This window comes from Curtobacterium sp. BRB10 (assembly GCF_031844325.1).
GTDB lineage: Bacteria > Actinomycetota > Actinomycetes > Actinomycetales > Microbacteriaceae > Curtobacterium > Curtobacterium poinsettiae_A.
Window position 1 is genome coordinate 220,645 of the sequence record NZ_JAUZVA010000001.1, and the last position, 19,669, is coordinate 240,313.

The 19,669-nt window shown below is 69.8% G+C and carries 21 protein-coding genes and 1 tRNA gene; 13 read left to right on the forward strand and 9 right to left on the reverse strand.

Features of this window, described 5'->3' with window-relative positions; translation table 11 throughout:
* The first annotated feature begins 22 nt into the window (after positions 1–22).
* The 3 genes from Q9R26_RS01110 to Q9R26_RS01120 all read left to right on the forward strand — a co-directional run bounded on the left by Q9R26_RS01110 (position 23) and on the right by Q9R26_RS01120 (position 2,748).
* Positions 23–1,396 carry a sugar ABC transporter substrate-binding protein gene (locus tag Q9R26_RS01110; protein WP_311226321.1) on the forward strand — a complete coding sequence of 458 codons (1,374 nt, stop codon included), beginning with the start codon at positions 23–25 and terminating at the stop codon, positions 1,394–1,396.
* A 104-nt stretch (positions 1,397–1,500) separates the two neighbouring features.
* A complete protein-coding gene (locus Q9R26_RS01115) occupies positions 1,501–1,971 on the forward strand; it encodes a BLUF domain-containing protein (protein ID WP_051596847.1) in 471 nt (156 codons plus the stop codon).
* A gap of 168 nt (positions 1,972–2,139) precedes the next feature.
* Entirely contained in the window at positions 2,140–2,748 is a 609-nt protein-coding gene (locus Q9R26_RS01120) for a ScbR family autoregulator-binding transcription factor (RefSeq protein ID WP_182066775.1), read from the forward strand.
* Between the two features lie 32 nt (positions 2,749–2,780).
* Here the strand turns inward: Q9R26_RS01120 and Q9R26_RS01125 are convergent, their stop codons facing one another.
* From Q9R26_RS01125 to Q9R26_RS01135, 3 genes are all read right to left on the reverse strand, one after another.
* Entirely contained in the window at positions 2,781–3,209 is a 429-nt protein-coding gene (locus tag Q9R26_RS01125) for a BLUF domain-containing protein (protein ID WP_182066774.1), read from the reverse strand.
* 76 nt (positions 3,210–3,285) lie between these two features.
* Complete coding sequence (locus Q9R26_RS01130; RefSeq protein ID WP_311226322.1) at positions 3,286–4,440, reverse strand: AI-2E family transporter; 1,155 nt, start codon at positions 4,438–4,440, stop codon at positions 3,286–3,288.
* A 10-nt stretch (positions 4,441–4,450) separates the two neighbouring features.
* Positions 4,451–5,668 (reverse strand): MFS transporter, encoded by a 1,218-nt coding sequence (locus Q9R26_RS01135; protein WP_311226323.1) that lies wholly within the window; start codon positions 5,666–5,668, stop codon positions 4,451–4,453.
* Between the two features lie 69 nt (positions 5,669–5,737).
* On the opposite strand from Q9R26_RS01135, the gene Q9R26_RS01140 reads away from it, so the two are divergent.
* Genes Q9R26_RS01140 through Q9R26_RS01150 form a run of 3 tightly spaced genes read left to right on the forward strand, consistent with a single transcriptional unit; the run spans position 5,738 to position 7,845 of the window.
* Positions 5,738–6,529: an MSMEG_4193 family putative phosphomutase gene (locus Q9R26_RS01140; RefSeq protein WP_311226324.1), complete on the forward strand. Its 792-nt coding sequence runs from the start codon at positions 5,738–5,740 to the stop codon at positions 6,527–6,529.
* 33 nt (positions 6,530–6,562) lie between these two features.
* Positions 6,563–7,090, forward strand: a complete 528-nt coding sequence (locus tag Q9R26_RS01145; RefSeq protein WP_071406497.1) for a DUF3090 domain-containing protein — start codon at positions 6,563–6,565, stop codon at positions 7,088–7,090.
* Complete coding sequence (locus tag Q9R26_RS01150) at positions 7,087–7,845, forward strand: SCO1664 family protein (protein ID WP_311226325.1); 759 nt, start codon at positions 7,087–7,089, stop codon at positions 7,843–7,845. The genes Q9R26_RS01145 and Q9R26_RS01150 overlap by 4 nt, the downstream gene beginning before the upstream one ends.
* A 70-nt stretch (positions 7,846–7,915) precedes the next feature.
* On the opposite strand, the gene Q9R26_RS01155 is transcribed toward Q9R26_RS01150, so the two are convergent.
* Positions 7,916–9,934 (reverse strand): VWA domain-containing protein, encoded by a 2,019-nt coding sequence (locus Q9R26_RS01155; protein ID WP_311226326.1) that lies wholly within the window; start codon positions 9,932–9,934, stop codon positions 7,916–7,918.
* Positions 9,927–11,312, reverse strand: a complete 1,386-nt coding sequence (locus Q9R26_RS01160) for a magnesium chelatase (RefSeq protein WP_311226327.1) — start codon at positions 11,310–11,312, stop codon at positions 9,927–9,929. Before Q9R26_RS01160 ends, Q9R26_RS01155 begins: the two co-directional genes overlap by 8 nt.
* 224 nt (positions 11,313–11,536) lie before the next feature.
* Here Q9R26_RS01160 and Q9R26_RS01165 point away from each other — a divergent pair, with 224 nt between their 5' ends.
* From Q9R26_RS01165 to Q9R26_RS01180, 4 genes are all read left to right on the forward strand, one after another.
* Positions 11,537–12,991, forward strand: coding sequence for an MFS transporter (locus Q9R26_RS01165; protein WP_311226328.1), 1,455 nt, complete (start codon positions 11,537–11,539; stop codon positions 12,989–12,991).
* 169 nt (positions 12,992–13,160) lie between these two features.
* On the forward strand, positions 13,161–13,841 hold the full coding sequence (locus Q9R26_RS01170) for a GntR family transcriptional regulator (protein ID WP_209134107.1): 681 nt from the start codon (positions 13,161–13,163) through the stop codon (positions 13,839–13,841).
* Between the two features lie 172 nt (positions 13,842–14,013).
* Positions 14,014–15,351, forward strand: a complete 1,338-nt coding sequence (locus tag Q9R26_RS01175) for an LCP family protein (RefSeq protein WP_311226329.1) — start codon at positions 14,014–14,016, stop codon at positions 15,349–15,351.
* Positions 15,352–15,786: 435 nt separating this feature from the next.
* A tRNA-Ser gene (locus tag Q9R26_RS01180) sits at positions 15,787–15,876 on the forward strand.
* Between the two features lie 76 nt (positions 15,877–15,952).
* On the opposite strand, the gene Q9R26_RS01185 is transcribed toward Q9R26_RS01180, so the two are convergent.
* The gene (locus tag Q9R26_RS01185; protein WP_311226330.1) at positions 15,953–16,351 is read right to left on the reverse strand and encodes a tyrosine-type recombinase/integrase; all 399 of its coding nucleotides are present in this window, start codon (positions 16,349–16,351) and stop codon (positions 15,953–15,955) included.
* A gap of 71 nt (positions 16,352–16,422) precedes the next feature.
* Between Q9R26_RS01185 and Q9R26_RS01190 the strand changes: the two genes are divergently transcribed.
* The gene (locus Q9R26_RS01190) at positions 16,423–16,605 is read left to right on the forward strand and encodes a hypothetical protein (protein WP_209134103.1); all 183 of its coding nucleotides are present in this window, start codon (positions 16,423–16,425) and stop codon (positions 16,603–16,605) included.
* 58 nt (positions 16,606–16,663) lie between these two features.
* Here Q9R26_RS01190 and Q9R26_RS01195 read toward each other — a convergent pair whose 3' ends face one another.
* Positions 16,664–16,939, reverse strand: a complete 276-nt coding sequence (locus Q9R26_RS01195; RefSeq protein ID WP_311226331.1) for a hypothetical protein — start codon at positions 16,937–16,939, stop codon at positions 16,664–16,666.
* Positions 16,940–16,975: 36 nt separating this feature from the next.
* On the opposite strand from Q9R26_RS01195, the gene Q9R26_RS01200 reads away from it, so the two are divergent.
* Positions 16,976–17,671 carry a hypothetical protein gene (locus tag Q9R26_RS01200; RefSeq protein WP_311226332.1) on the forward strand — a complete coding sequence of 232 codons (696 nt, stop codon included), beginning with the start codon at positions 16,976–16,978 and terminating at the stop codon, positions 17,669–17,671.
* A gap of 75 nt (positions 17,672–17,746) precedes the next feature.
* Here the strand turns inward: Q9R26_RS01200 and Q9R26_RS01205 are convergent, their stop codons facing one another.
* Positions 17,747–17,914, reverse strand: coding sequence for a hypothetical protein (locus Q9R26_RS01205; RefSeq protein ID WP_209134097.1), 168 nt, complete (start codon positions 17,912–17,914; stop codon positions 17,747–17,749).
* Between the two features lie 191 nt (positions 17,915–18,105).
* Between Q9R26_RS01205 and Q9R26_RS01210 the strand changes: the two genes are divergently transcribed.
* Positions 18,106–18,636, forward strand: a complete 531-nt coding sequence (locus Q9R26_RS01210) for a hypothetical protein (protein WP_209134095.1) — start codon at positions 18,106–18,108, stop codon at positions 18,634–18,636.
* A gap of 181 nt (positions 18,637–18,817) precedes the next feature.
* Here Q9R26_RS01210 and Q9R26_RS01215 read toward each other — a convergent pair whose 3' ends face one another.
* A complete protein-coding gene (locus Q9R26_RS01215; RefSeq protein ID WP_311226333.1) occupies positions 18,818–19,558 on the reverse strand; it encodes an AbiV family abortive infection protein in 741 nt (246 codons plus the stop codon).
* Positions 19,559–19,669: the final 111 nt, after the last annotated feature.

The following is a 19,669-nucleotide window of genomic DNA, read 5'->3' on the forward strand; positions in this document are numbered from 1 at the left end:
GCTGTCGGACAGGACGAACACCATGACGAACCAACTGACCCGCCGCACGCTCTTCGCCGGCGGTGCCTCCGCCCTGGCCCTCGGCGCGCTCGCCGCCTGCTCGTCGCCCGGTCGCCGCACGACGAACCGGTCGGGTGCGCGCACCGTGAGCTACTGGCTCTGGGACGCGAACCAGCAGCCCGCGTACCAGGCCGTCGCCGACGCGTTCCACCGCGCGAACCCGGACATCACCGTGAAGATCACCCAGCTCGGGTGGAACGACTACTGGACCAAGCTCACCGCCGGCTTCATCGCCGGCACCGCGCCAGACGTCTTCACCGACCACCTGACGAAGTTCCCGCAGTACGCCGACCTCGACGTGCTCTACGGGCTCGACGAACTCTACGCCACGAAGGGCATCCGTGACGACGACTACCAGTCCGGGCTCGCCGAACTGTGGAAGGGCCAGGACGGCCACCGCTACGGCTCCCCGAAGGATTGGGACACCGTCGCGATGTTCTACGACAAGAAGGCGATGGCGACGGCCGGGGTCTCCGCCGAGGAGCTCGGGTCGCTCGAGTGGAACCCGGACGACGGCGGCACGTTCGAACGGATGCTCGCGCGGCTGACCGTCGACTCGAAGGGCCGCCGCGGCGACGAGGACGGCTTCGACAAGGACGACGTCGCCGTCTACGGCATCTCGTCGAACGGCTCGGGCGGTGACGGATTCGGCCAGACCCAGTGGTCACCGTTCACCGGATCGGTCGACTGGTTCTACACGAACGAGAACCCCTGGGGTGACAGGTTCCGCTACGACGAGCGGGTCGTGCAGGACACCCTCGCCTGGTACTACCGGCTGGCGGAGAAGGGCTACATGGCGAAGTACGGGGTGTTCTCCACCACGACCGGGCCCGAGGTCCAGCTCGGCGCCGGCAAGTGCGCGCTGTCGTTCAACGGCTCGTGGATGATCGGGTCGTACCTCGGCATGGAGGGCCTCGACGTCGCGGTCGCCCCGACCCCGATCGGGCCATCAGGTCACCGTGCCTCGATGTTCAACGGACTCGGCGACTCGATCACGAAGCAGGCGAAGGACCCCGAGGCCGCGGCGAAGTGGGTGGCGTTCCTGGGCAGCGACGAGGCGCAGCGGATCGTCGGTGAGCGCGGGATCGTGTTCCCCGCTCGTCCCGCGGGCACCGAGGCCGCGGTGGCGTCGTTCCGGAAGCGCGGCCTGGACGTCTCGGCGTTCACCCGGCAGGTCGAGGAGGACACCACGTTCCTGTTCCCGGTCACGAAGAACCCCGCCGACGTGCAGGCCCTGCTGCAGCCCGCCTTCGATGACGTCTACGCGAACGGCAAGCCGATCTCGACGCTGACCGGGGTCAACGAGCAGGTCAACAACCTGCTCGCCCTCACCTGATCGACGGCCTTCGGATCCGCCCGTCGTCCGCATGCCGCACCGTCCGGTGCGGTGTGCGGACGACGCGTTGACCGTGCCGCCGACCACGACCCAGACTGCAGGGGATGACTTCCCTCACCTCCCTCGTCTACATGTCCGTCGCCGTCGACGACCTCACCGACGACCAGTTGGTCGCCATGCTGCGTGAGGCGCGGCTCCGCAACCACGCGCTCGGCGTCTCCGGGCTCCTGCTCGCCAAGGGCGGTCGCTTCATGCAGGTGCTCGAGGGTCCGGTCTGGAGCGTCGAGGACCGCTTCGCCGCGATCGAGCGCGACCCGCGGCACACCGGCGTGAAGTCGCTGTCGCGTGAGTCCATCAGCACGCGTCGGTTCGACGGCTGGGCGATGGCGTTCGGCAGCCCGACCGGGGACGAGCTCCGTGACGAGCCCGGCTTCAGCACCTTCCTCAGCGACCGCACCGGTCTGCCGACCGGGGTGGCGGGTACGCCCGCCGACTGGCTGCTCCGCTGGTTCCGTGGGCGCGACCTGCAGGACCTGCCCGAGGAGCGCATCACGCTCGGCCGGCACGCGGCCTGAGCCGCACCACACCTCGGACTGCCGGCACGCGGCCTGAGACGCACCACCCCTCGGACTGGGCCCACGCCGCCGGTTCCGGGTCGTCGCGCCAGCGGCCGACCGGCCGTGCCGGTGGGGAGAGGCGCGGTGCCAGCTGGCACCGTGCCTCCAGACTGTGAGACTGGTCCCGTGGAACGACGTGAGCAGATCCTGGTGGCCGCGGCGGAGGAGTTCGACCGCGTCGGCTTCGCCGGCGCGACGATCGCGGGCATCGCCCGCACGGCGGGCGTCTCGCAGGGCACGCTCCACTTCCACTTCCCGACGAAGCTCGCCCTGGCGCTCGGCGTCATCGGCGAGCAGAACGCCCGCACCTTCGACGTCGTCAGCCACACCGACAGCTCGCCGGTCGCCGCGCTGATCGGGGCGTCGCACGGCATCGCCGACCTGCTCCGGACCGACCCGATCGTGCGGGCGGGGATCCGGTTGTCGCTGGAGCGCGGCGAGTTCCAGACCGCGACGCTGAGCTTCTACGAGCAGTGGATCGGCGGGATCGTCGACGTGTTCCGATTGGCCGTCGCGAGCGGGGAACTCCGCACCGACCTGACCGCGGAACAGCTCGGTTCGACGGTGGTGCCGTACTTCACGGGCGTGCAGCTCGTGTCCGACGTCCGGACGCGACGCACCGACCTGATGCCCGCGGTGGCGACCATGTGGCGCGTGGTGATCGCGGCGACGGCGGACCCGAAGCACCGCGACCGGCTGCTCGCCGTCGTCGAGGACGCGTTCGGCACCGGCTGAAGCGCCGCCGACGGGGCGCCACCGCCGGCGGATCAGAGGTCGTGCAGCTCGCGGTCGCGGAACCACTTCAGCAGCCACGCCGCGCTGGTCCGGTCGAACGAGCGCGGGAAGTCCATCGTGCCGGAGAGGAACGGGCTGAAGCCCTCCTCGGACCGGACGTCCGCGTCGTCGAGCGCCCGGTAGGCCATCGACCAGCCGTCGAACCGCCGGCGCTCGATGTCCTCGCGCACGAGTGACTTGACCTCGCCGTGGCGCGGGTCCTTCGCGATGACGGCGAAACGGTCGTCGACGCTCCACGCCGGCCCCTCGAGCAGCTGCATGAACCGGCCACCCTTGGCGAGCAGGAGCCCGGAGACCCCGAGCGCTTCGTTCCGCAGCCGGGACTCGGCGAGCAGCACCGCCAGGGCCTCGTCGTCGAAGGGGACGACGGCGCGACTCATGTAGACGATGGAGACGAGCACTCCTCCATCCTGCTGGGTGCGGGCCCGTTGCGCGAAGTGGATGTCCGCAACGCGCCCGCTGGGGCGGCGCTGCGGGTCAGCCCTGCGGCAGCTCGTGCGCGGTGACGTCCTCGTTGCGCTTCTTCCGCCACGGGCGGGCGGGCGTGTTCGGGCCGTCCCAGACGAGGATCGCGCCCCAGGCCGCGGCGATCAGCGGCACGGAGATGATCGCGCCCGTGATGCCGGCGAGGACGGTGCCGGCGGTCAGCCCGATCAGGATGACGAGGCCGTGCAGCTTGAGGGTGCGACCCATCAGGACCGGCTGCAGGAAGTTGCCCTCGAGCTGGTTCACGACGATCACGATGCCGATCACGATGAGCGCCTGCACGGGGCCGAGGGCCACGAGCGCGACGAGGGCGGCGAGGATGCCGGCGGCGGTGGCACCGACGATCGGGATGAACGCCGTGATGAAGACGATGACGGCCAGCGGCAGGGCGAGCGGGACGCCGACGATCGCGATGCTGACACCGATGCCGATCGCGTCGACGGCAGCGACGGTGGCCGTACCGCGGACGTACCCGCCGAGGGTCGAGACCACACGGTCGCCGACGCGGCGTGCACGGGCGTAGCGCTCACCGGTGAAGGGGCGGAGCAGGAACTCCCAGATGCTCGGGCCGTCCTTCAGGAAGAAGAACAGCACGACGATCATCAGGACGAGCCCGGTCAGGAAGTTCGCGGTGGCCGAGGCGCCGGCGAGGGCACCGGAGCCGAACTGCGCGCTCGTGACGAAGTCGGAGGCACCCGCGACGGCGTCGTCGATCTGCTTGTCCGAGATCGAGAACGGCAGGGTCTTCGCGAAGTCCTGCAGCTGCTGGAACCCGTCGACGGCGGACTTCTGCAGCTGTGCCCACTGGTTCTCGACCGCGACGACGATGAGCCAGCCGATCAGCCCCAGGACCGCGAGGACGCCGATGAGCACCGCGAGGGTGGCCAGCACCGACGGCACCCGGTGCTTGCGGAGCCACGACACCACGGGGTGCATGGCCGACGCGATGATGAGCGCGAGGAGCACCGGGATCGTGACGACGCTCAGGATGTTGCTCGCCCAGACGATGCCGGCGATGACCACCACGACGATGATGAGCTGCAGGCACCGGGTCGCGAGGTGCCCGGCGGAGTCGGACCAGGCCGCCTGGACCCTCGACGGAGTGGGCGGGGTGGTCGGGCGCGGAGCGTCGCGGAAGAACGGCATGCCCGAGACGCTACCGACCGGACGGCCGACGCGCCGGTTCCGCCGGTTCGATCGTGGGTGCGGCGTCCTGTCCCCGCGTCGCCGGGGCGACGAGGAACGCCGCGACCAGCAGGACGAGGGGCACGAGCATCGCCGTCTGCAGGCCGAGGCGCTCCCCGACGAACCCGAGCAGCGGCGGACCCACCAGGAAGGCGATGTACCCGGCCGTGGCCACCACCGACACGCGGCGGTCGCCGTCGGTGGGGTGGTCGCCCGCGGCGGAGATCGACAGGGGGAACCCGAGGGCGATGCCCAGCCCCCACACGCCGGCGGCCGCCGCGGTGACGACCGGACTCGGCGACAGCACGACGAGCAGGACCCCGACGGCACCGACCGCGGCACAGACCCGGACGACCGGGGCGCGACCGAACCGGGCGACGAGCGGGGTGCCGGCCGCTCGACCGATGAGCATGGCGAGGGCGAACCCGGTGAACACGAGGGACCCGACCGATTCGGGGGCGTCGTGGTCGGTGGTCATCAGCAGCGGGAGCCAGTCGCTCGCGGCACCCTCGGCGAAGGCCATCGCCAGCGTGATGACGGCGATCATGGCGAGCTGCACGGTGAGGACGGAGCGGCGGGCTCCCCGGCGGGCGCCGGGGGCATCGGCAGGTGGATCGGCCGGTGTGTCACGGGGCACCGGCCGCAGGTTCAGCGCCGCGAACCCCGCCAGTGCGGCCATCACCGCGGCACCGACGAGCAGGTGCGCCCCGACCGGGGTCCGCACCGCCGTCACGGCGATGCCGACGACCCCGCCGACCACGCTGCCCAGGCTGAAGCAGGCGTGCAGCACCGGCACGACCGGTCGCCCGATCTGCCGTTCGACCGCGGCGGCCTCGACGTTCAGCCCGATCTCGGCGACGCCCGCCCCGAAGCCGATCAGGAACAGCCCGGCCCAGACCCCGGCGGCGACCTGCGCCGGGGCGAGCAGCGCAACGAGCACCATGCCGACGACGGGCAGCGCGCCCCCGAGCAGGATGAGCGGGCGGTTGCCGGTCCGTCGCACCAGCGCCCCGGCGCCGAGGATCCCGATCATCGACCCGATCGACAGCCCGAGCAGGACCAGGCCCATCGCCTCGATCGACGCCCCGAGCTCGTCGCGGATCGCGGGCGTCCGGGTGATCCACGTCGCGATCCCGAACCCGGTCACCGTCGACGTGGCGAAGAGTGCGAGTCGATGCCGCCCGGCCATGCCCCCATCTGATCGGTCCGCGGGGCAGCCAGTCAAGGGCGACCGCGTCACGCGCCTAGGATCGGGCCCATGGCGACCGTCCTCCTCGTCCGTCACGGACGCACCACCGCGAACGCCACCGGCGTCCTGGCCGGACGCACCGCCGGCGTGCGGCTCGACGCCGTCGGCCGCACCCAGGCCGAGCGGACCGCGGAGCGCATCGCCGCGGTGCCCGTCGTCGCCGTGGTGTCGAGTCCGCTCGAGCGCTGCCGGCAGACCGCCCGCGCGATCCTCGACCGGCAGACCGACCGGCAGACCGACCGGCAGACCGATCGACCGGCCGGGCCGCCCGCCTCGTTGATCGAGCGGGCCATCACCGAAGCCGACTACGGGCAGTGGCAGGGCCGGAAGCTCGCCGACCTGGCGAAGGAGCCCCTCTGGCGCACGGTGCAGGCGAACCCGAGCGCCGTCGTGTTCCCCGGCGGTGAGTCCATGCAGACGATGCAGTCCCGGGCCGTCGCAGCCGTCCGGCGCATCGACGCCGAGGTCGAGGCGGAGCACGGGCCCGGTGCCGTCTGGGTCGCGGTGAGCCACGGCGACATCATCAAGAGCGTCCTCGCCGACGCGTTCGGCATGCACCTGGACCTGTTCCAGCGCATCGGCGTCGGCCCGGCCTCGGTGTCCGTCGTGCGCTACGGCGAACACCGCCCCGAGGTCGTCGCGATGAACACCGAGTCCGGTGACCTGTCCTGGCTGCGCACCGCCCCGGCACCCAGCGGCGACGCCGCGGTCGGCGGCGGGGCGGGCCATCCGGAACCCGATGCGCACACCGGCACCGGGCGTCCGGCGCCCGACGCGCCCGCGGGTCCTGCCGGACCCTGAACGGCCGGAGCCGAGCGCTCCTACAATGCGGGTATGCCCACCATCGTCCACGGCTTCGACTGGCCGGACCGCCTCGTCGTCGGCACCATCGGCCGTCCGGGTGAGCGCGCCTTCTACATCCAGGCCCGCTCCGGTCGGCGCGTCACCAGCGTCGCGCTCGAGAAGGAGCAGACCGCCGTGCTCGCCGACAAGATCGACGAGCTCCTCGACGAGGTGGCGACCGTCGACGACAACCGCTTCAGCGTGCCGCCGTCGGTGCCCGTCGAACTCCGCGACCCGGAGCCGCTCGACCAGCCCGTCGAAGCCGAGTTCCGCGCCGGGGCCCTGAGCCTGGGCTTCGACCCGTCCACCGCGCAGGTCGTCATCGAGGCGTACCCGATCGACGACGAGGTCGAGATCGTGTCCGAGGAGAGCGAGGACGGCATCGAGATCGAGGCCGTCGTCGAGATCCCCGAGCCGGCCGAGCTGTTCCAGGTGAAGATCCCGGTCGGCACCGCCCGGGCCTTCGTCGAGCGCACGCGCGAGGTCGTCGCCGCCGGTCGTCCGCCCGGCGACGCATGAGCGACGGCTCGCTGTCCGTCCGGGCGCGCATCCGTGAGGCGTCCAACGCCACCTTCCTCGCCGAACTCGACGGTGCGACCGTCGTCTACAAGCCCATCGAGGGCGAGCGTCCGCTGTGGGACTTCCCGGACGGCACGCTCGCCGGCCGCGAGATCGCCGCGCACCTGGTCTCCGAGGCGTTCGGCTGGGGTGTCGTCCCGCCCACGTGGATGGGCGATGGTCCGTTCGGCCCCGGCATGCTGCAGCGCTGGCAGGACGTCGACCCCGAGCAGGACGCCGTCGACCTGGTGGCTCCCGAGCTCGCCGAGGCGGACGGTTCGCCCTGGCTGCCCGTGCTCGAGGCCATCGACGAACACGACCAGCCCGTGACGCTCGTGCACGAGGACTCCGAGGCCCTGCGCCGGATGGCCGTCTTCGACGTCGTCGTGAACAACGCCGACCGCAAGGGCGGGCACGTGCTCGCGATGCCCGACGGCCACCGTTTCGGCGTGGACCACGGGCTCACCTTCCACGTCGAGCACAAGCTCCGGACGGTCCTGTGGGGCTGGATCGGGGAGCCGCTCGGGCCCGACGAGCTCGAGGGCCTCGACCGCGTGTCCGAAGCCCTGCGCGGCGGTCTCGGCGACGAGCTCGCCGAGCACCTGACGGACGAGGAGATCGACACGCTCCGGGCGCGCTGCGCGGCCCTGCGTGCCGTCGGGATCTTCCCGCCGCCGCCCGGTCACGGCCCCGCCGTGCCCTGGCCACTGTTCTAGACGCACCCAGAGACGGACTGGAGGCCCGTGGCGGTCTCGCCACGGGCCTCCCGTCCGTCTCGTGCTGGCTTCAGAGCCCCCAGTCGTCGCGGGGGAGCGCGCCGCCGGCCCCGCGACGCGAGCCGAGGTACGAGCCGACCACGGCGACCCCGAGGTCGTCGTTCTCCGGCGCCACGACGCTGCCGTCCACCCGCTTCGCCATCGCGTCGACGAACCGGGCGAGCCCCGGGTCCTCGCCGAGCCGGAAGAACGTCGTCTGGGCGCCGAGGCGTCCGGCGTTCTCGAGCTCTCGCACGGTCAGCGCGATCGTCACCGGGTCGGGCGGGTAGTCGAACCAGACCTGCCCGTTCGGCTCGAGGTGCGACGTCGGCTCGCCGTCGGTGACGATGAGGAGCACCGGTTGGGCCGTGGGGTGCTTGCGGAAGTGCCGGTTGGCGAGCAGCAGGGCGTGGTGCAGGTTCGTGCCCTTGTCCCACATCGCGTCGAGACCGACGAGCTGTTCGACGTCCATCACCTCGGCCTCGCGACCGAAGGCGATGAGCTGCAGGTCGTCGCCGCGGAACCGGGTCGACACCAGGGTGTGCAGCGCCAGGGCGGTGCGCTTCATCGGCACCCAGCGGTCCTCCATCGCCATCGAGAACGACGTGTCGACGAGCAGCGCGACGCAGGCCTGGGTGCGTGCCTCGGTCTCCTGCACCTCGACGTCCTCGATGCTCAGGCGCACACCGGCTCCCTGTCGACCGCTGGCCGCCGTCCGCACCACGGCGTTCGTGATGGTGCGGGGGATGTCCCACGGCTCGGTGTCGCCGAACGCCCACTGCCGCGACGCCCCCGAGGGCTCGCCCGCGGCGCCCGAACGACGGAGGTCCCGCGCGCCCTGGCGACCGGACATCCGTTGGGCGACGTCCTTGAGCAGGCTCTTGCCGAGCTGCCGCATCGCCTTCGGGGTGAGCCGGAGCTGCCCGTCGGCACCGCGACGCATCGCCCCGGAGTTCCGGAGCGCCTGCTCGAGGCGCTGCAGGGTCTTCGCGTCGACCGCCGCCTCGTCGCCGAGCTGCCGGGACAGCGCGTCGAGGTCCAGGTCGTCGAGCTCCGAGCCCGGCCCGGACTGCGCGAGCTGGTCGGCGAGGGCGTCGAGGTCCGCGATGTCCTGGAACACCCCGGTGCCGTCGCCGAGCCCGAGGCCCTGTTCACCCTCCATGCGCTCCGACCCGCCCCAGTCCTCGCCGGGACGCAGTGCGCGCAGGTTGCCGTCGAGCTGGGACAACTGCCCCATCAGGTCGGGGGAGCCGAAGGCCTGCTGGGCGAGGGCGTCGAGTTCGTCCCGCTGCTCCTGGGTCATCGAGTTCCGCATGCGCTGCGCCGCCGCCGCGCGGGCCGCCAGGTCGTCGAGCAGCTCGTCGACGTTCGCGGGGTCCGAGGGGAAGTACTCCCCGTGCTGGTCCATGAAGTCGTCGAACTGCTGCTGGGTGTCCTCGCCGCGGGCGTGCGCCTCGAGCAGGGCGTTGAGGTCCTGCATCATCGCGCTGACCGCGGCCCGGTCCTGGTCGGTGGCACCCTCGAGCGCCTGCTTCATGCCGGCGAATCGCTGGTCGAGCACCTCGCGGCCGAGCAGGTCCTTGATCTCGTCGTACTTCTGGCGCGCGGTCGGGCTCGTCCAGTCGTAGTCGCCGAGCTCCTGCACCGCGGCGGCGGGGGAGGGCGACAGGCTGTCGAGCTGCAGTTCGGCCAGGGCCCGGTCGCCGTCGTCGAGGTCGACGTTGCGGGCGAGCTCCCCGCGTTCGGCGAGCAGCGCCTGGTCGAGGAGCTCGCGCACCTGCTGCAGGGTGCCGTCGAGGTTGTTCCTGCTCGTCAGCTCACGGCGGCGCTCGGCCACCCGGCGGGCCAGGTCGTCGAGCCCGCGCTGCGTCCGGCCCCCGCGTCGCAGGAACTCCCGCATCGCGCGCTCCGGCGACGTGCCACCCATCACGTCCTGTCCGATGGCGTCGAGCGCTTCGGCCAGGTCGACCGGGGCGGCGAGCGGGTCCGGTCCGTCGGTGTACCGGCCGTACCGGGTGTCACGCGTCAGGCGTCGGTTCTGCCTAGCCATAGACGGCTTCGCCCCCGCCGGACTCCTTGCTGATGCGTCGGGCCAGGAACAGGCCCTCGAGAGCGAGCTCGATGGCGCCGGCGCGTTCGCCGTCGTTCGTGGCACCCATCCGGTCGCACACCTGGTCGTACAGGTCGGACTCGCCGATCGACGGCAGGCCCTCGAGGAACGCCCGGGCGCTGACCTGCTCGCCCGTGGTCACCATCGTGCCGCCGTCGAGCGCGTCCACGAGCACCGCGAAGTCGAGGCCCCTGAAGCGGGAGCGCACGGTCTCGGCGGTCGCGGTGCGGAGCAGGTGCTCGAGGACCTCGTCGGCACGGTCCTCTTCGCCGTTCTCGAACTCGATCTTGCCGCCGAGGACGTCCACCGCGGTCTCGAGGTCGATCGGCCGCGCGACCGCCTCGTCCTCGCCCTGGCGTGCTGCGCGGTGCACCGCGGCCGCGGACACCGTCTCGGCACCGGCGATCGCGAACCGGGCGCTCACACCGCTGCGCTGGTCGACGGCGCTCGAACCACGCAGTGCGCGGGTGAACCGGGCGAGGATCTCGATCAGGGCGTCGGGGACCGCGGCCGTCAGCTGGGCCTCCTGCCGGATGACGGCGATCTCGTCGTCGAGCTCGATCGGGTAGTGCGTGCGGATCTCCGCGCCGAAGCGGTCCTTCAGCGGCGTGATGATCCGGCCGCGGTTCGTGTAGTCCTCGGGGTTCGCGCTCGCCACGACGAGCACGTCGAGCGGCAGCCGCAGCACGTAGCCGCGGATCTGGACGTCGCGCTCCTCCATCACGTTGAGCATCGCGACCTGGATGCGTTCGGCCAGGTCGGGCAGCTCGTTGATCGCGACGATGCCACGGTGCCCGCGGGGGACGAGCCCGAAGTGGATGGTCTCCGGGTCACCCAAGCTGCGGCCCTCGGCGACCTTCATCGGGTCGACGTCGCCGATCAGGTCGGCGACGCTCGTGTCCGGCGTCGCGAGCTTCTCGACGTAGCGGTCGTCGCGGTGCTGCCAGCTGATCGGCAGAGCGTCGCCGAGGTCGTCGGCACGCCGGATGCTCGCGGTGGTGATCGGTTCGTACGGGTGCTCGCCGAGTTCGGAGCCGGTGATGACCGGCGTCCACTCGTCGAGCAGGCCCTGCAGGGTGCGGAGCAGCCGGGTCTTGCCCTGGCCGCGCTCGCCGAGCAGGACGACGTCGTGGCCGGCGATCAGGGCGCGTTCGAGCTGGGGGATGACGGTGGTCTCGAAGCCGTGCAGGCCGGGCCACGGATCGGTGCCCTGGCGCAGGGCGGTGAGCAGGTTGTCGCGGATCTCGGCGCGGACCGTCTTCTGGACGTGACCAGAGGTGCGGAGCTCGCCGACCGTGCGGATGTCAGGTCGGGTCACCTCTCCGACGCTACGCCGCGTTCGCGACGGCGACCAGATGCGGACGGGAGGCTCGTGGCGGGCCCGCCCCGCGCCTCCCGTCCGCTTGTGGGTTTCCATCGCACTTGCGATCATTGAGATCCCGGCGACGGAGCCGGATTCGAAGTAGGGGGATCCGGCTCCGCCCCCGGTTCCTCGTTCCGCATCTGAACCACATCGGCGATCTCGGCGTACGGTCCCCTTTCGTGAGCAGCGCGAACGCAACCATCAAGAGCCTGGTGCCCGCCAGGATGGACCGCTTGCCGTGGACCCGCTTCCACTGGAGCGTCGTCGTCGGACTCGGCGTGTCCTGGATCCTCGACGGTCTCGAGATCCAGATCGTCTCGAACGCGGGCTTCCAGGCGGACCTGGACCTGTCCACGCAGCAGGTGACGTCCCTCGGCACGATCTACCTGGTCGGCCAGGTCGTCGGTGCCCTGGTGTTCGGGCGCATGTCCGACCGGTTGGGGCGGCGCAAGCTGTTCATCCTGACGCTCGCGATCTACCTGATCGGTTCGGGCATCGCGGGCCTCGCGCAGGACTTCTGGTTCCTGGCGGCCTTCCGGTTCGTCGCGGGGTTGGGCATCGGCGGCGAGTACGCGGCGATCAACTCGGCGATCGACGAGCTCATCCCGGCGAAGTACCGCGGGCACGTCGACATCGCCATCAACGGCACGTACTGGGGCGGTGCCGCACTCGGCGCGTTCGCGAACATCTACCTGCTCGACACGTCGTACTTCGCCGAGAACATCGGCTGGCGCATCGGCTTCTTCCTCGGCCCGGTGCTCGGCATCGCGATCATCTTCCTGCGACGCCACATCCCGGAGAGTCCGCGGTGGCTGATGACGCACGGGCGCGAGGAAGAGGCCGAGGCCACCGTCTCCCGCATCGAGGCGTCGGTGGAGCAGGCGACCGGCAGACCCCTGCCCGAGGTCGACCAGTCGAAGGCGATGACCGTCACGCCGACCGACCGCGTCGGGTTCCTGGCCATCGCGCGCGTGCTGCTGAAGCAGTACCCGACCCGCACACTCGTCGGCGCGACGATGATGATCACGCAGGCGTTCCTGTACAACGCGATCTTCTTCACCTACGCCCTGGTGCTCACGAACTTCTTCGGCCTGAAGACGGCGGAGACGGCGGTCTACTTCTTCCCGTTCGCGATCGGCAACCTGCTCGGCCCGATCATCCTGGGACGCTTCTTCGACACCTGGGGTCGTCGCCAGATGATCTTCCTGACGTACCTGGTGTCCGGCCTCGTGCTCGCCACGTCGGCGTTCCTGTTCCAGGCCGACGCGATCTCGGCGACGGTGCAGGTCGCGTTCTGGTGCGTCTCGTTCTTCTTCGCGTCGGCCGGTGCCTCGAGCGCCTACCTGACCGTCAGCGAGATCTTCCCGCTCGAGCTGCGGTCGCAGGCGATCTCGTACTTCTTCGCCCTCGCGCAGATCTTCGGTGCGGTCGCACCGGCCATCTACGGTGCGTTCATCGGTGACGGGTCGTCGCGGGAGCCGCTGTTCTGGGGGTACCTGCTCGGATCCGCGGTGATGATCGGTGGCGGTGTGGTCGCCCTGGTGTTCGGGGTCGACGCCGCGCGGAAGGGGCTCGAGGACGTCACCCAACCACTCTCGGTGCTCACCGGGGACGCGAAGTCCGACCGCAGGTGAGCCCCGCGGCGGCAGCCTGACATTCTGTATTCAGAGTGTTTAGCGCCGCCGTCGCAGCGCTGCCACTGTGCCTGCATGGCACTCCTCCACAGCGCGACACCTGCGACCACGATCCACGGCAGCGACCGCCCTCGCCTCGGGGGTGCCGCCCGTGCGTGACCCTGGGCTGATGGAGCACACCCCCGTCCGAGCAGGCGTCGGCGGCCTCGATCCCCGCGACCTGCGCCGCAGTCTGCTGCGCGACGCGGTGTTCCTGCGACTGCTCGACAGCGTCCTGCGGGGGGAGTACCGCCGCGGGCAGCGGCTGCGGCTCGACACCCTGGCATCGGACATGCGGGTGTCACGGACGCCCGTGCGCGAAGCCCTCGTGACCCTCGAGTCCCTGCAGCTGGCCACTGTGCAGCGCTACGTCGGTGTCGTGATCTCGCAGTGGTCGGTCGACCAGATGATCGAGCGACTGCGGATCGCCCAGGCCCTGCTCGTCGATCCGCCGTCGAACTCCGTCGGGTACCACGACCGGTTCGACAAGGTGTGGCTGCGCGAGTGCTGGACCGAGGCCGGTGCCTTCGTCGAACTCGGGGCCTGGTACCTGCGGCGCCGCGGGTCGTCCGTCAGTGGCGACTGGTTGCTGTCGCAGCGCATCGTGCTCGACATGTTCTTCACCGACGACGTCGCCCTGGCCAACGGGATCGATGCCGTGGTCGACCGGCGACGCCGGGTCGAGATCGTCGAGCGGGCCGTGGACGCCGCCGAGCGAGACGACCTCGACGACTGTGCCGCGGCGCTCCTCGACCTGTCGACCGCGCTGATCGCCCTGCCGGACCGCTTCCGGGTGGTCGTGTCGGCCTGAACCGGCGCCGGCTGCGGATCCGCTCAGGTCCGCGCCGACCGCCGTGGATCCGCAGGTCGCGGCACGGAGCAGCGAGCGGTACCGGTGTCCCTTGCACTGGATCGTCAGGCAACGTCGTGGCAGCCTTGACCGGTTGCCGTCCCCGGCGTGTCCACCGACGACAGGAGTGCCCGTGAACGACGTCCGCGATCGATCCCACCGCTTGAACCGAGCGTCCGGGATCGCACGGCACGGACGTCTGCGGCGCTCGAGCCCCTTCGCGACCGCTGCCAAGACGGTCTCCGCCGTCGTCGCAGTGGCCCTGGTGAGTTCGGTCTCGGTCACGGCGATCGCGGCGAAGCAGGTCACGGACGACCTCGGTGACGGCGTCGAGATCCAGGGCCAGCCCGCACCGCAGGCGAAGGGCGGCGCGAAGCCGATCAGCGCCTTCAAGGGCGGGTTCAACATGCTCGTCGTCGGCACCGACAACGACCCCGAGCAGAGTGCTGCCTTCGGGGAGCGCGATGCGACCCTCAACGACGTCAACATCCTGCTGCACGTCTCGGCCGACCACACCAACGCGACCGCGGTGAGCATCCCGCGCGACCTCGTCACGCCGATCCCGGCCTGCAAGAAGACCGACGGCACGGGCACAGCCCCGGCGATGGCGGCGCAGCCGATCAACACCTCGTTCGGCGAGGGCGGCCTGAACTGCGTCACCCAGACCGTCGCCGGGCTCACCGGTCTCGACATCCAGTACTCGGCCGCGGTGTCCTTCAAGGGTGTCATCGAGATGTCGAACGCCATCGGCGGCGTGCCCGTCTGCGTCGCCCAGCCGATCACCGACTCGTACACCGGGCTGAACCTGCCGGCCGGCACATCGACCCTGCAGGGTGACGAGGCCCTGGCGTTCCTGCGCACCCGGCACGGGGTCGGCGACGGGTCGGACCTCGGTCGGATCTCCAGTCAGCAGGTGTTCCTGTCGTCGCTGCTCCGCACCGTGAAGTCGAACGACACCCTCGGTTCGCCGACCCGCCTGTACAAGCTGGCCCGGGCGGCGGCGTCGAACATGCAGCTGTCCCAGAGCCTCAACGACATCGGGACCATGGTGCAGATGGGCCTGGCGCTCCGCGACCTGCCGCTGGCACAGGTGAACTTCGTGCAGTACCCGGGCACCACGGGCGGCACCGGCGTCTACGAGGGCAAGGTCGAGCCGACGACGTACCTGGCCGACCGGCTGTTCGCGAAGATCAAGGCCGACCAGTCGTTCTCCCTCGGGGCGGACAGTACGGGCATCGGGTCCGAGACGAACCCGACGCAGACGAAGCCGACGCAGACGAAGCCGACGCAGACGAGCCCGACGCAGCCGACTGCTGCACCGTCGGCACCGGCCGCCGCGCCGGAGCCCGTGACCCCGGCAGCGCCGTCGTCCGCCGCACCGCGCACCCCATCGGCGACGCCCGAGACCATCGACGGGCTCGAGGGCCAGTCCGCCGACCAGCAGACCTGCTCCAAGGCGTTCGGGTACTGAGGCGCGGGCGGGCGGTTGCTCGCCTGCCGTCCCCGAGTCCCGGCTGCGCGGACTCTCTGCGGCCTGCAGCACCCGCGAACTGTCCGCGGAGACGAGTCTCGGCTCGGGAGGTGCCCGCCCGGAACGCAGAAGCGGGGGCGCGGTGGTGGGCCGCGCCCCCGGAGGAAGTCGCTCCCCGCCGGGCGCCACGCGATCGGGCGCGCCGGGCCCGCACGGGGAACGACGTCGGGTGCTGTGTCGCGACGACGGGGACGAGCCCCGGAACGTGATTGCCGCGTCCCGATGATGCTATGCAGTGGGGTACGCCCCGACAACCCCCACGTGTCCCCACTTCGGGGGACCGAGTGTGACGGGTCGTGCCACGCGCGGGTGTGCGTCGGGTCGAGAGTGGCGCGGTCCTCCTGTATGGTGGTCGCAGCGCTCGCGAGAGTGCTTGGAGACGTCGCATAGTCCGGCCGAGTGCACCACCCTGCTAAGGTGGAGTCCCCTTTGAGGGGACCGAGGGTTCAAATCCCTCCGTCTCCGCACACGCGAAGCCCTTTCGATCCGCATGAACACGCGGAACGAAGGGGCTTCTGCCGTTTCAGGAAGCGGCAGAGCCTCACAGATCGAACACATCTGCTGCACGCGCCGCGTCGTCGATGCCGTCCGCCAACGCCGTCAGGTCGTCGTCGAACAGGTCGGCGTACACGTCGAGCGTCATCGCCGCGGACGCGCGTCCGAGCATCCGCTGCACCGCCTTCACGTTTGCGCCCGAGCTGATCACCAACGACGCGGCGGTATGACGAAGGTCGTGCGGCGTCATGGGGTCCAGCCCGCACTTTGCGAGCGCAGAGACGAACCAGGACTTGCTGCCCTTCGACGCCCTCGTGCACCGCACGCAGGAGCCGTTCGTGCTTGGGAACACCAGATCGTCGCGATCCTTGCCCTCGCACGCCCTAGCGATCATCAGTGAAATGCGGATGATCGTGCCGATGCGGCCGCTGGTGTTGCTGGTCACGGGCGTCTCTTGTCTGTCGGTCGGCGTGTGTAACATCCGAGCACCCTTCACCTACCGAAAGGAGCATCCACATGGCCACAGCCGAAGAAGTCGAGCAAGCTCGCATGGCCGCGCAGAAGGCGGTCTTCGACATGGTCGCGAAACTCGCTCCGAACGTCGCGCGTTACGACAATCTCGAGAAGCTCGCGCGTGCGTACCGCGCGGCAGCTGGCGGAGACCAGCCCGGCAGCGAAGCAGCGACGTCGCAGGCCTAGGCGCGCGGAAGGCCGAGCATTTTTTCGGTGCTCGGCCTTCGTGCTGTCAGGACGCGGGTCAGATCTCGACGTCGGCGCTATCGCCCTTGCTCGCGTCGCGGTGCCGGTGCCGGTGCATGGGCTGCCTCTGTTGGCTGGCGAGGCGTTCGCCGTTCGCGAGTGCGTCCGGATGGTCGGGGGTGAACGCCATGCGGTCGAGGTCGGGTAGCGTCGTGTCGATCGCGTTGCAGCACCACCAGCACGGCAGGTTATCGGCGGCCGTGCGGCGCTTGAGCGTGGACTGGGCGCGGCGGTAGGCGCGGTGGCCGTGCCGTCCCTCGGAGTACTCACGCACGTCCTCCCCGACCCACCACATGGTTACGATGCCTAGATGAACCCGGCGAAGTCGCTGCATGACCAGTTCGTGCTCTGGAAATCTGAGCATCACGGTGGCAACCGGTCGGTGCAAGATGTACGTGCGCTCGAGGACCCTGACGGGATCGAGGCGCACCTGCGAGCGATCAGGGACGTTGAAGACATTCGCATCGGGCTGGACTCTCTCGATGAGGCTGGCATCCCAGTCGCCATGTACCGCAAGTACCTGCCATGGTGGAGGCGCTTGGCGATGAATTACCCGACGAACTGGGGCTCTGCCGGAAACCCGGAGGAGCTCTACCCGTCAGCGATCATGGACCACCTCGAAGGACTTGCGTCGTGGTTCGCGGTCACTCGGCCCCCGCTGAAGGAGGCTGAGCGCGAGTCTCTCCGGAACGTGCTCCTGGAGGCGACAGCCCTTCTGGAGCAGGACGAGTCAGTCAGCGATCTACTCCGGACTTACCTCGGTCGTCTGATCCGTGAGATGCAGAATGCCTTAGACGATGAACAGCTGGCGCAGCGCTTCGACTTTGACGAGGCGGGACGTCGATTGTGGGTCGCTCTCTTCGGCGCTTCGGCGCAGTCCACCGACGAGGCGCACAAGGACAAGTGGTCGGACCTAGCAAGAAATCTGTGGTGGCCCTCGGTGGCAGGCGCCCTCGGTTCGATGCCCGGCCTTGCCCTTACGGTCGCGACGGCCAGCGGGCATTGAGACTAAGGAGGTCCCCGAGCTCGGCGCGGCAGGATGCCGAGGCGCTCGCAGGGCTGTTGTCTCGTCCACCAGTCGTCAGGCACTTGCCTCCTCGACGGGCAGGAACACGACGGCCCCGTCCGGGAACATCACGTCGACGCCGGTGACGGCGCCGAGCGCCCGCTTGACGTCGATTCGATCGATCTCGGCGGTCCTCTTGTGGCCGTGCTGCTTCAGCAGGGCGCGGATTCGGGCGAGGGTCATGCGGGTTGTCCTTCCTGGCGGGGCACGGTGGTGCCAGCGGGGACGGGGAACTCGTACGCGCCTTGCTGGTCCGCGGTGATGGACTACCACCATGTTGTCGGAGCCAACCCGAAGTGGCTCCGACAGCCCCATCCCGAAAGGGGGTGATATCCCGACGCATCGAAAAGCTGAGCGATCGCTAACATACTTCGGTGAACATCGATCTAGAGGAATTCGACTGGGCATCGGCTGCTGCTGTCGCTGGCGTGGTCGTCACCGCCTTCACCGCCATCGTTGGTGGGCTGTCCTCCAGGAGTAGGGAACGTCGACTTGAGCGACTGATCACGCTCGCGAAGGACGTCGCTCCAGCCTCAGATCAACGGATCGTGCTGGATCGCATGATCTTGGATTTGGCGCAGCGAATGGACTTCCGTCAGCGCGGGCCAAGCCAGCAACTCGGCACCGCCCTGTTCTGGGCATCCCAGGTGTTTGGTTGGCTCCTAGTCCTGTTCACTTATGTCGGTCTGCTCTTCATGTTGCAGCCATTGATCAACCCGGCCCTGAGCTTCTGGTGGTGGCTGTGGATCGCCGTGCCGGTCGCTGCGGTCCTCGCCGCATTGCTACTCGTCTGCGGCGACCTGGTTCGCGCTGGCACGAACAAACAACGCGCGACCTGGATCTCGAAGAACGCACCTCTACCAACACCTGGGACAGGAGCGTCGAAGCGCAGGAGAAGGGGCTGAGGCGATTCGCTCGCCTAGTACGCAGAATGCCCGCCTTCTCGGGCGGGCTTGCGGTGTCAACGCAAGTACAGCGAGAAGTCCGGTGATCGTTGTCAAGTCACTTCTTGAGGCATACCGCGGGTGCGAAGAGGTTTGAGCCGGCGCCGATGAGAGCTGGACGGCCGACGGTGACGGGTCTCGCTTACTCGGTGTCCTCGCCATGAAGGCTTGCCCATAGCGCCTGCAGAGATCGTCTGTAGGCCTCCCACCCGGGCGAGTCGATGCGAGCCATTTGCTGTTCGCCGGAGTAGGCGCAGAGCCGGAACGCGGACCGGTCGCCCAAGGCTTCGATCTCGCTCTGATACCGCCGGAACACGATGTGGTCACCCTGGCGGATCTGCCACCCGATCTGCTCCACGAGGGCGATGACTGCCGGCACGTCGACATCGTCACCCTCGCCCTTGCGTGGCTCGAGAAGCTTGCCTCGATGGTCGACATCCACGTAGAAGCCGGCCATCTTCGTCGCGTTGCCCTCGCGGGCATACCGGTCCAGGTCGGCAAAATAGTCCTCGATAGGGCCGAGCAGGAGGTCGTGCGGAGGTGGCGGTGACCCGAACCAGTAGTCCTCATTGACGAGGAAGCGCCTCACCCGCTTGAGTTTCGGGATGTGCTTCGTCCATTCGGACCAGAAGCGCGCGTCGAGCTCGGGTTCGGTCAGGGACCGGCGGGCGGCGTCTGCCCGGATCTCGTGCAGGTCGATCGCTTTCGCTGACTCCTCAAGCGCGAGGATGGCGAGCGAGTTCGCACGCCCGACGCTGCCCGCCGCAAGGAGCACTTCGGCATCCCGGCACAGACGATCCGCGTTTGCGAGGAGAGCGTCGTACAGCGCCTCGAACTGCTCGAGAGTGAGCCTGGGGTGTCCCATCTCAGAGCAACCCGTCATCGTGCCTCATTGCACGCGACTCGGTGTTGGTCATGGTCGTTCCTTCCGGCGCGGAACGTGCCGCCACACGTCCCTGCTGCCCACTGACCTGATCGTATGGCACAGATCCCG

What these genes read in the sequence shown, in the direction of transcription:
- Q9R26_RS01110 (WP_311226321.1), top strand. Translation starts at nt 23, where the DNA reads ATGACGAACCAACTGACCCGCCGCACGCTCTTCGCCGGCGGTGCCTCC.
- Q9R26_RS01115 (WP_051596847.1), top strand. Translation starts at nt 1,501, where the DNA reads ATGACTTCCCTCACCTCCCTCGTCTACATGTCCGTCGCCGTCGACGAC.
- Q9R26_RS01130 (WP_311226322.1), bottom strand. Translation starts at nt 4,440, where the DNA reads ATGCCGTTCTTCCGCGACGCTCCGCGCCCGACCACCCCGCCCACTCCG.
- Q9R26_RS01135 (WP_311226323.1), bottom strand. Translation starts at nt 5,668, where the DNA reads ATGGCCGGGCGGCATCGACTCGCACTCTTCGCCACGTCGACGGTGACC.
- Q9R26_RS01140 (WP_311226324.1), top strand. Translation starts at nt 5,738, where the DNA reads ATGGCGACCGTCCTCCTCGTCCGTCACGGACGCACCACCGCGAACGCC.
- Q9R26_RS01145 (WP_071406497.1), top strand. Translation starts at nt 6,563, where the DNA reads ATGCCCACCATCGTCCACGGCTTCGACTGGCCGGACCGCCTCGTCGTC.
- Q9R26_RS01150 (WP_311226325.1), top strand. Translation starts at nt 7,087, where the DNA reads ATGAGCGACGGCTCGCTGTCCGTCCGGGCGCGCATCCGTGAGGCGTCC.
- Q9R26_RS01155 (WP_311226326.1), bottom strand. Translation starts at nt 9,934, where the DNA reads ATGGCTAGGCAGAACCGACGCCTGACGCGTGACACCCGGTACGGCCGG.
- Q9R26_RS01170 (WP_209134107.1), top strand. Translation starts at nt 13,161, where the DNA reads ATGGAGCACACCCCCGTCCGAGCAGGCGTCGGCGGCCTCGATCCCCGC.
- Q9R26_RS01190 (WP_209134103.1), top strand. Translation starts at nt 16,423, where the DNA reads ATGGCCACAGCCGAAGAAGTCGAGCAAGCTCGCATGGCCGCGCAGAAG.
- Q9R26_RS01200 (WP_311226332.1), top strand. Translation starts at nt 16,976, where the DNA reads ATGAACCCGGCGAAGTCGCTGCATGACCAGTTCGTGCTCTGGAAATCT.
- Q9R26_RS01205 (WP_209134097.1), bottom strand. Translation starts at nt 17,914, where the DNA reads ATGACCCTCGCCCGAATCCGCGCCCTGCTGAAGCAGCACGGCCACAAG.
- Q9R26_RS01215 (WP_311226333.1), bottom strand. Translation starts at nt 19,558, where the DNA reads ATGACGGGTTGCTCTGAGATGGGACACCCCAGGCTCACTCTCGAGCAG.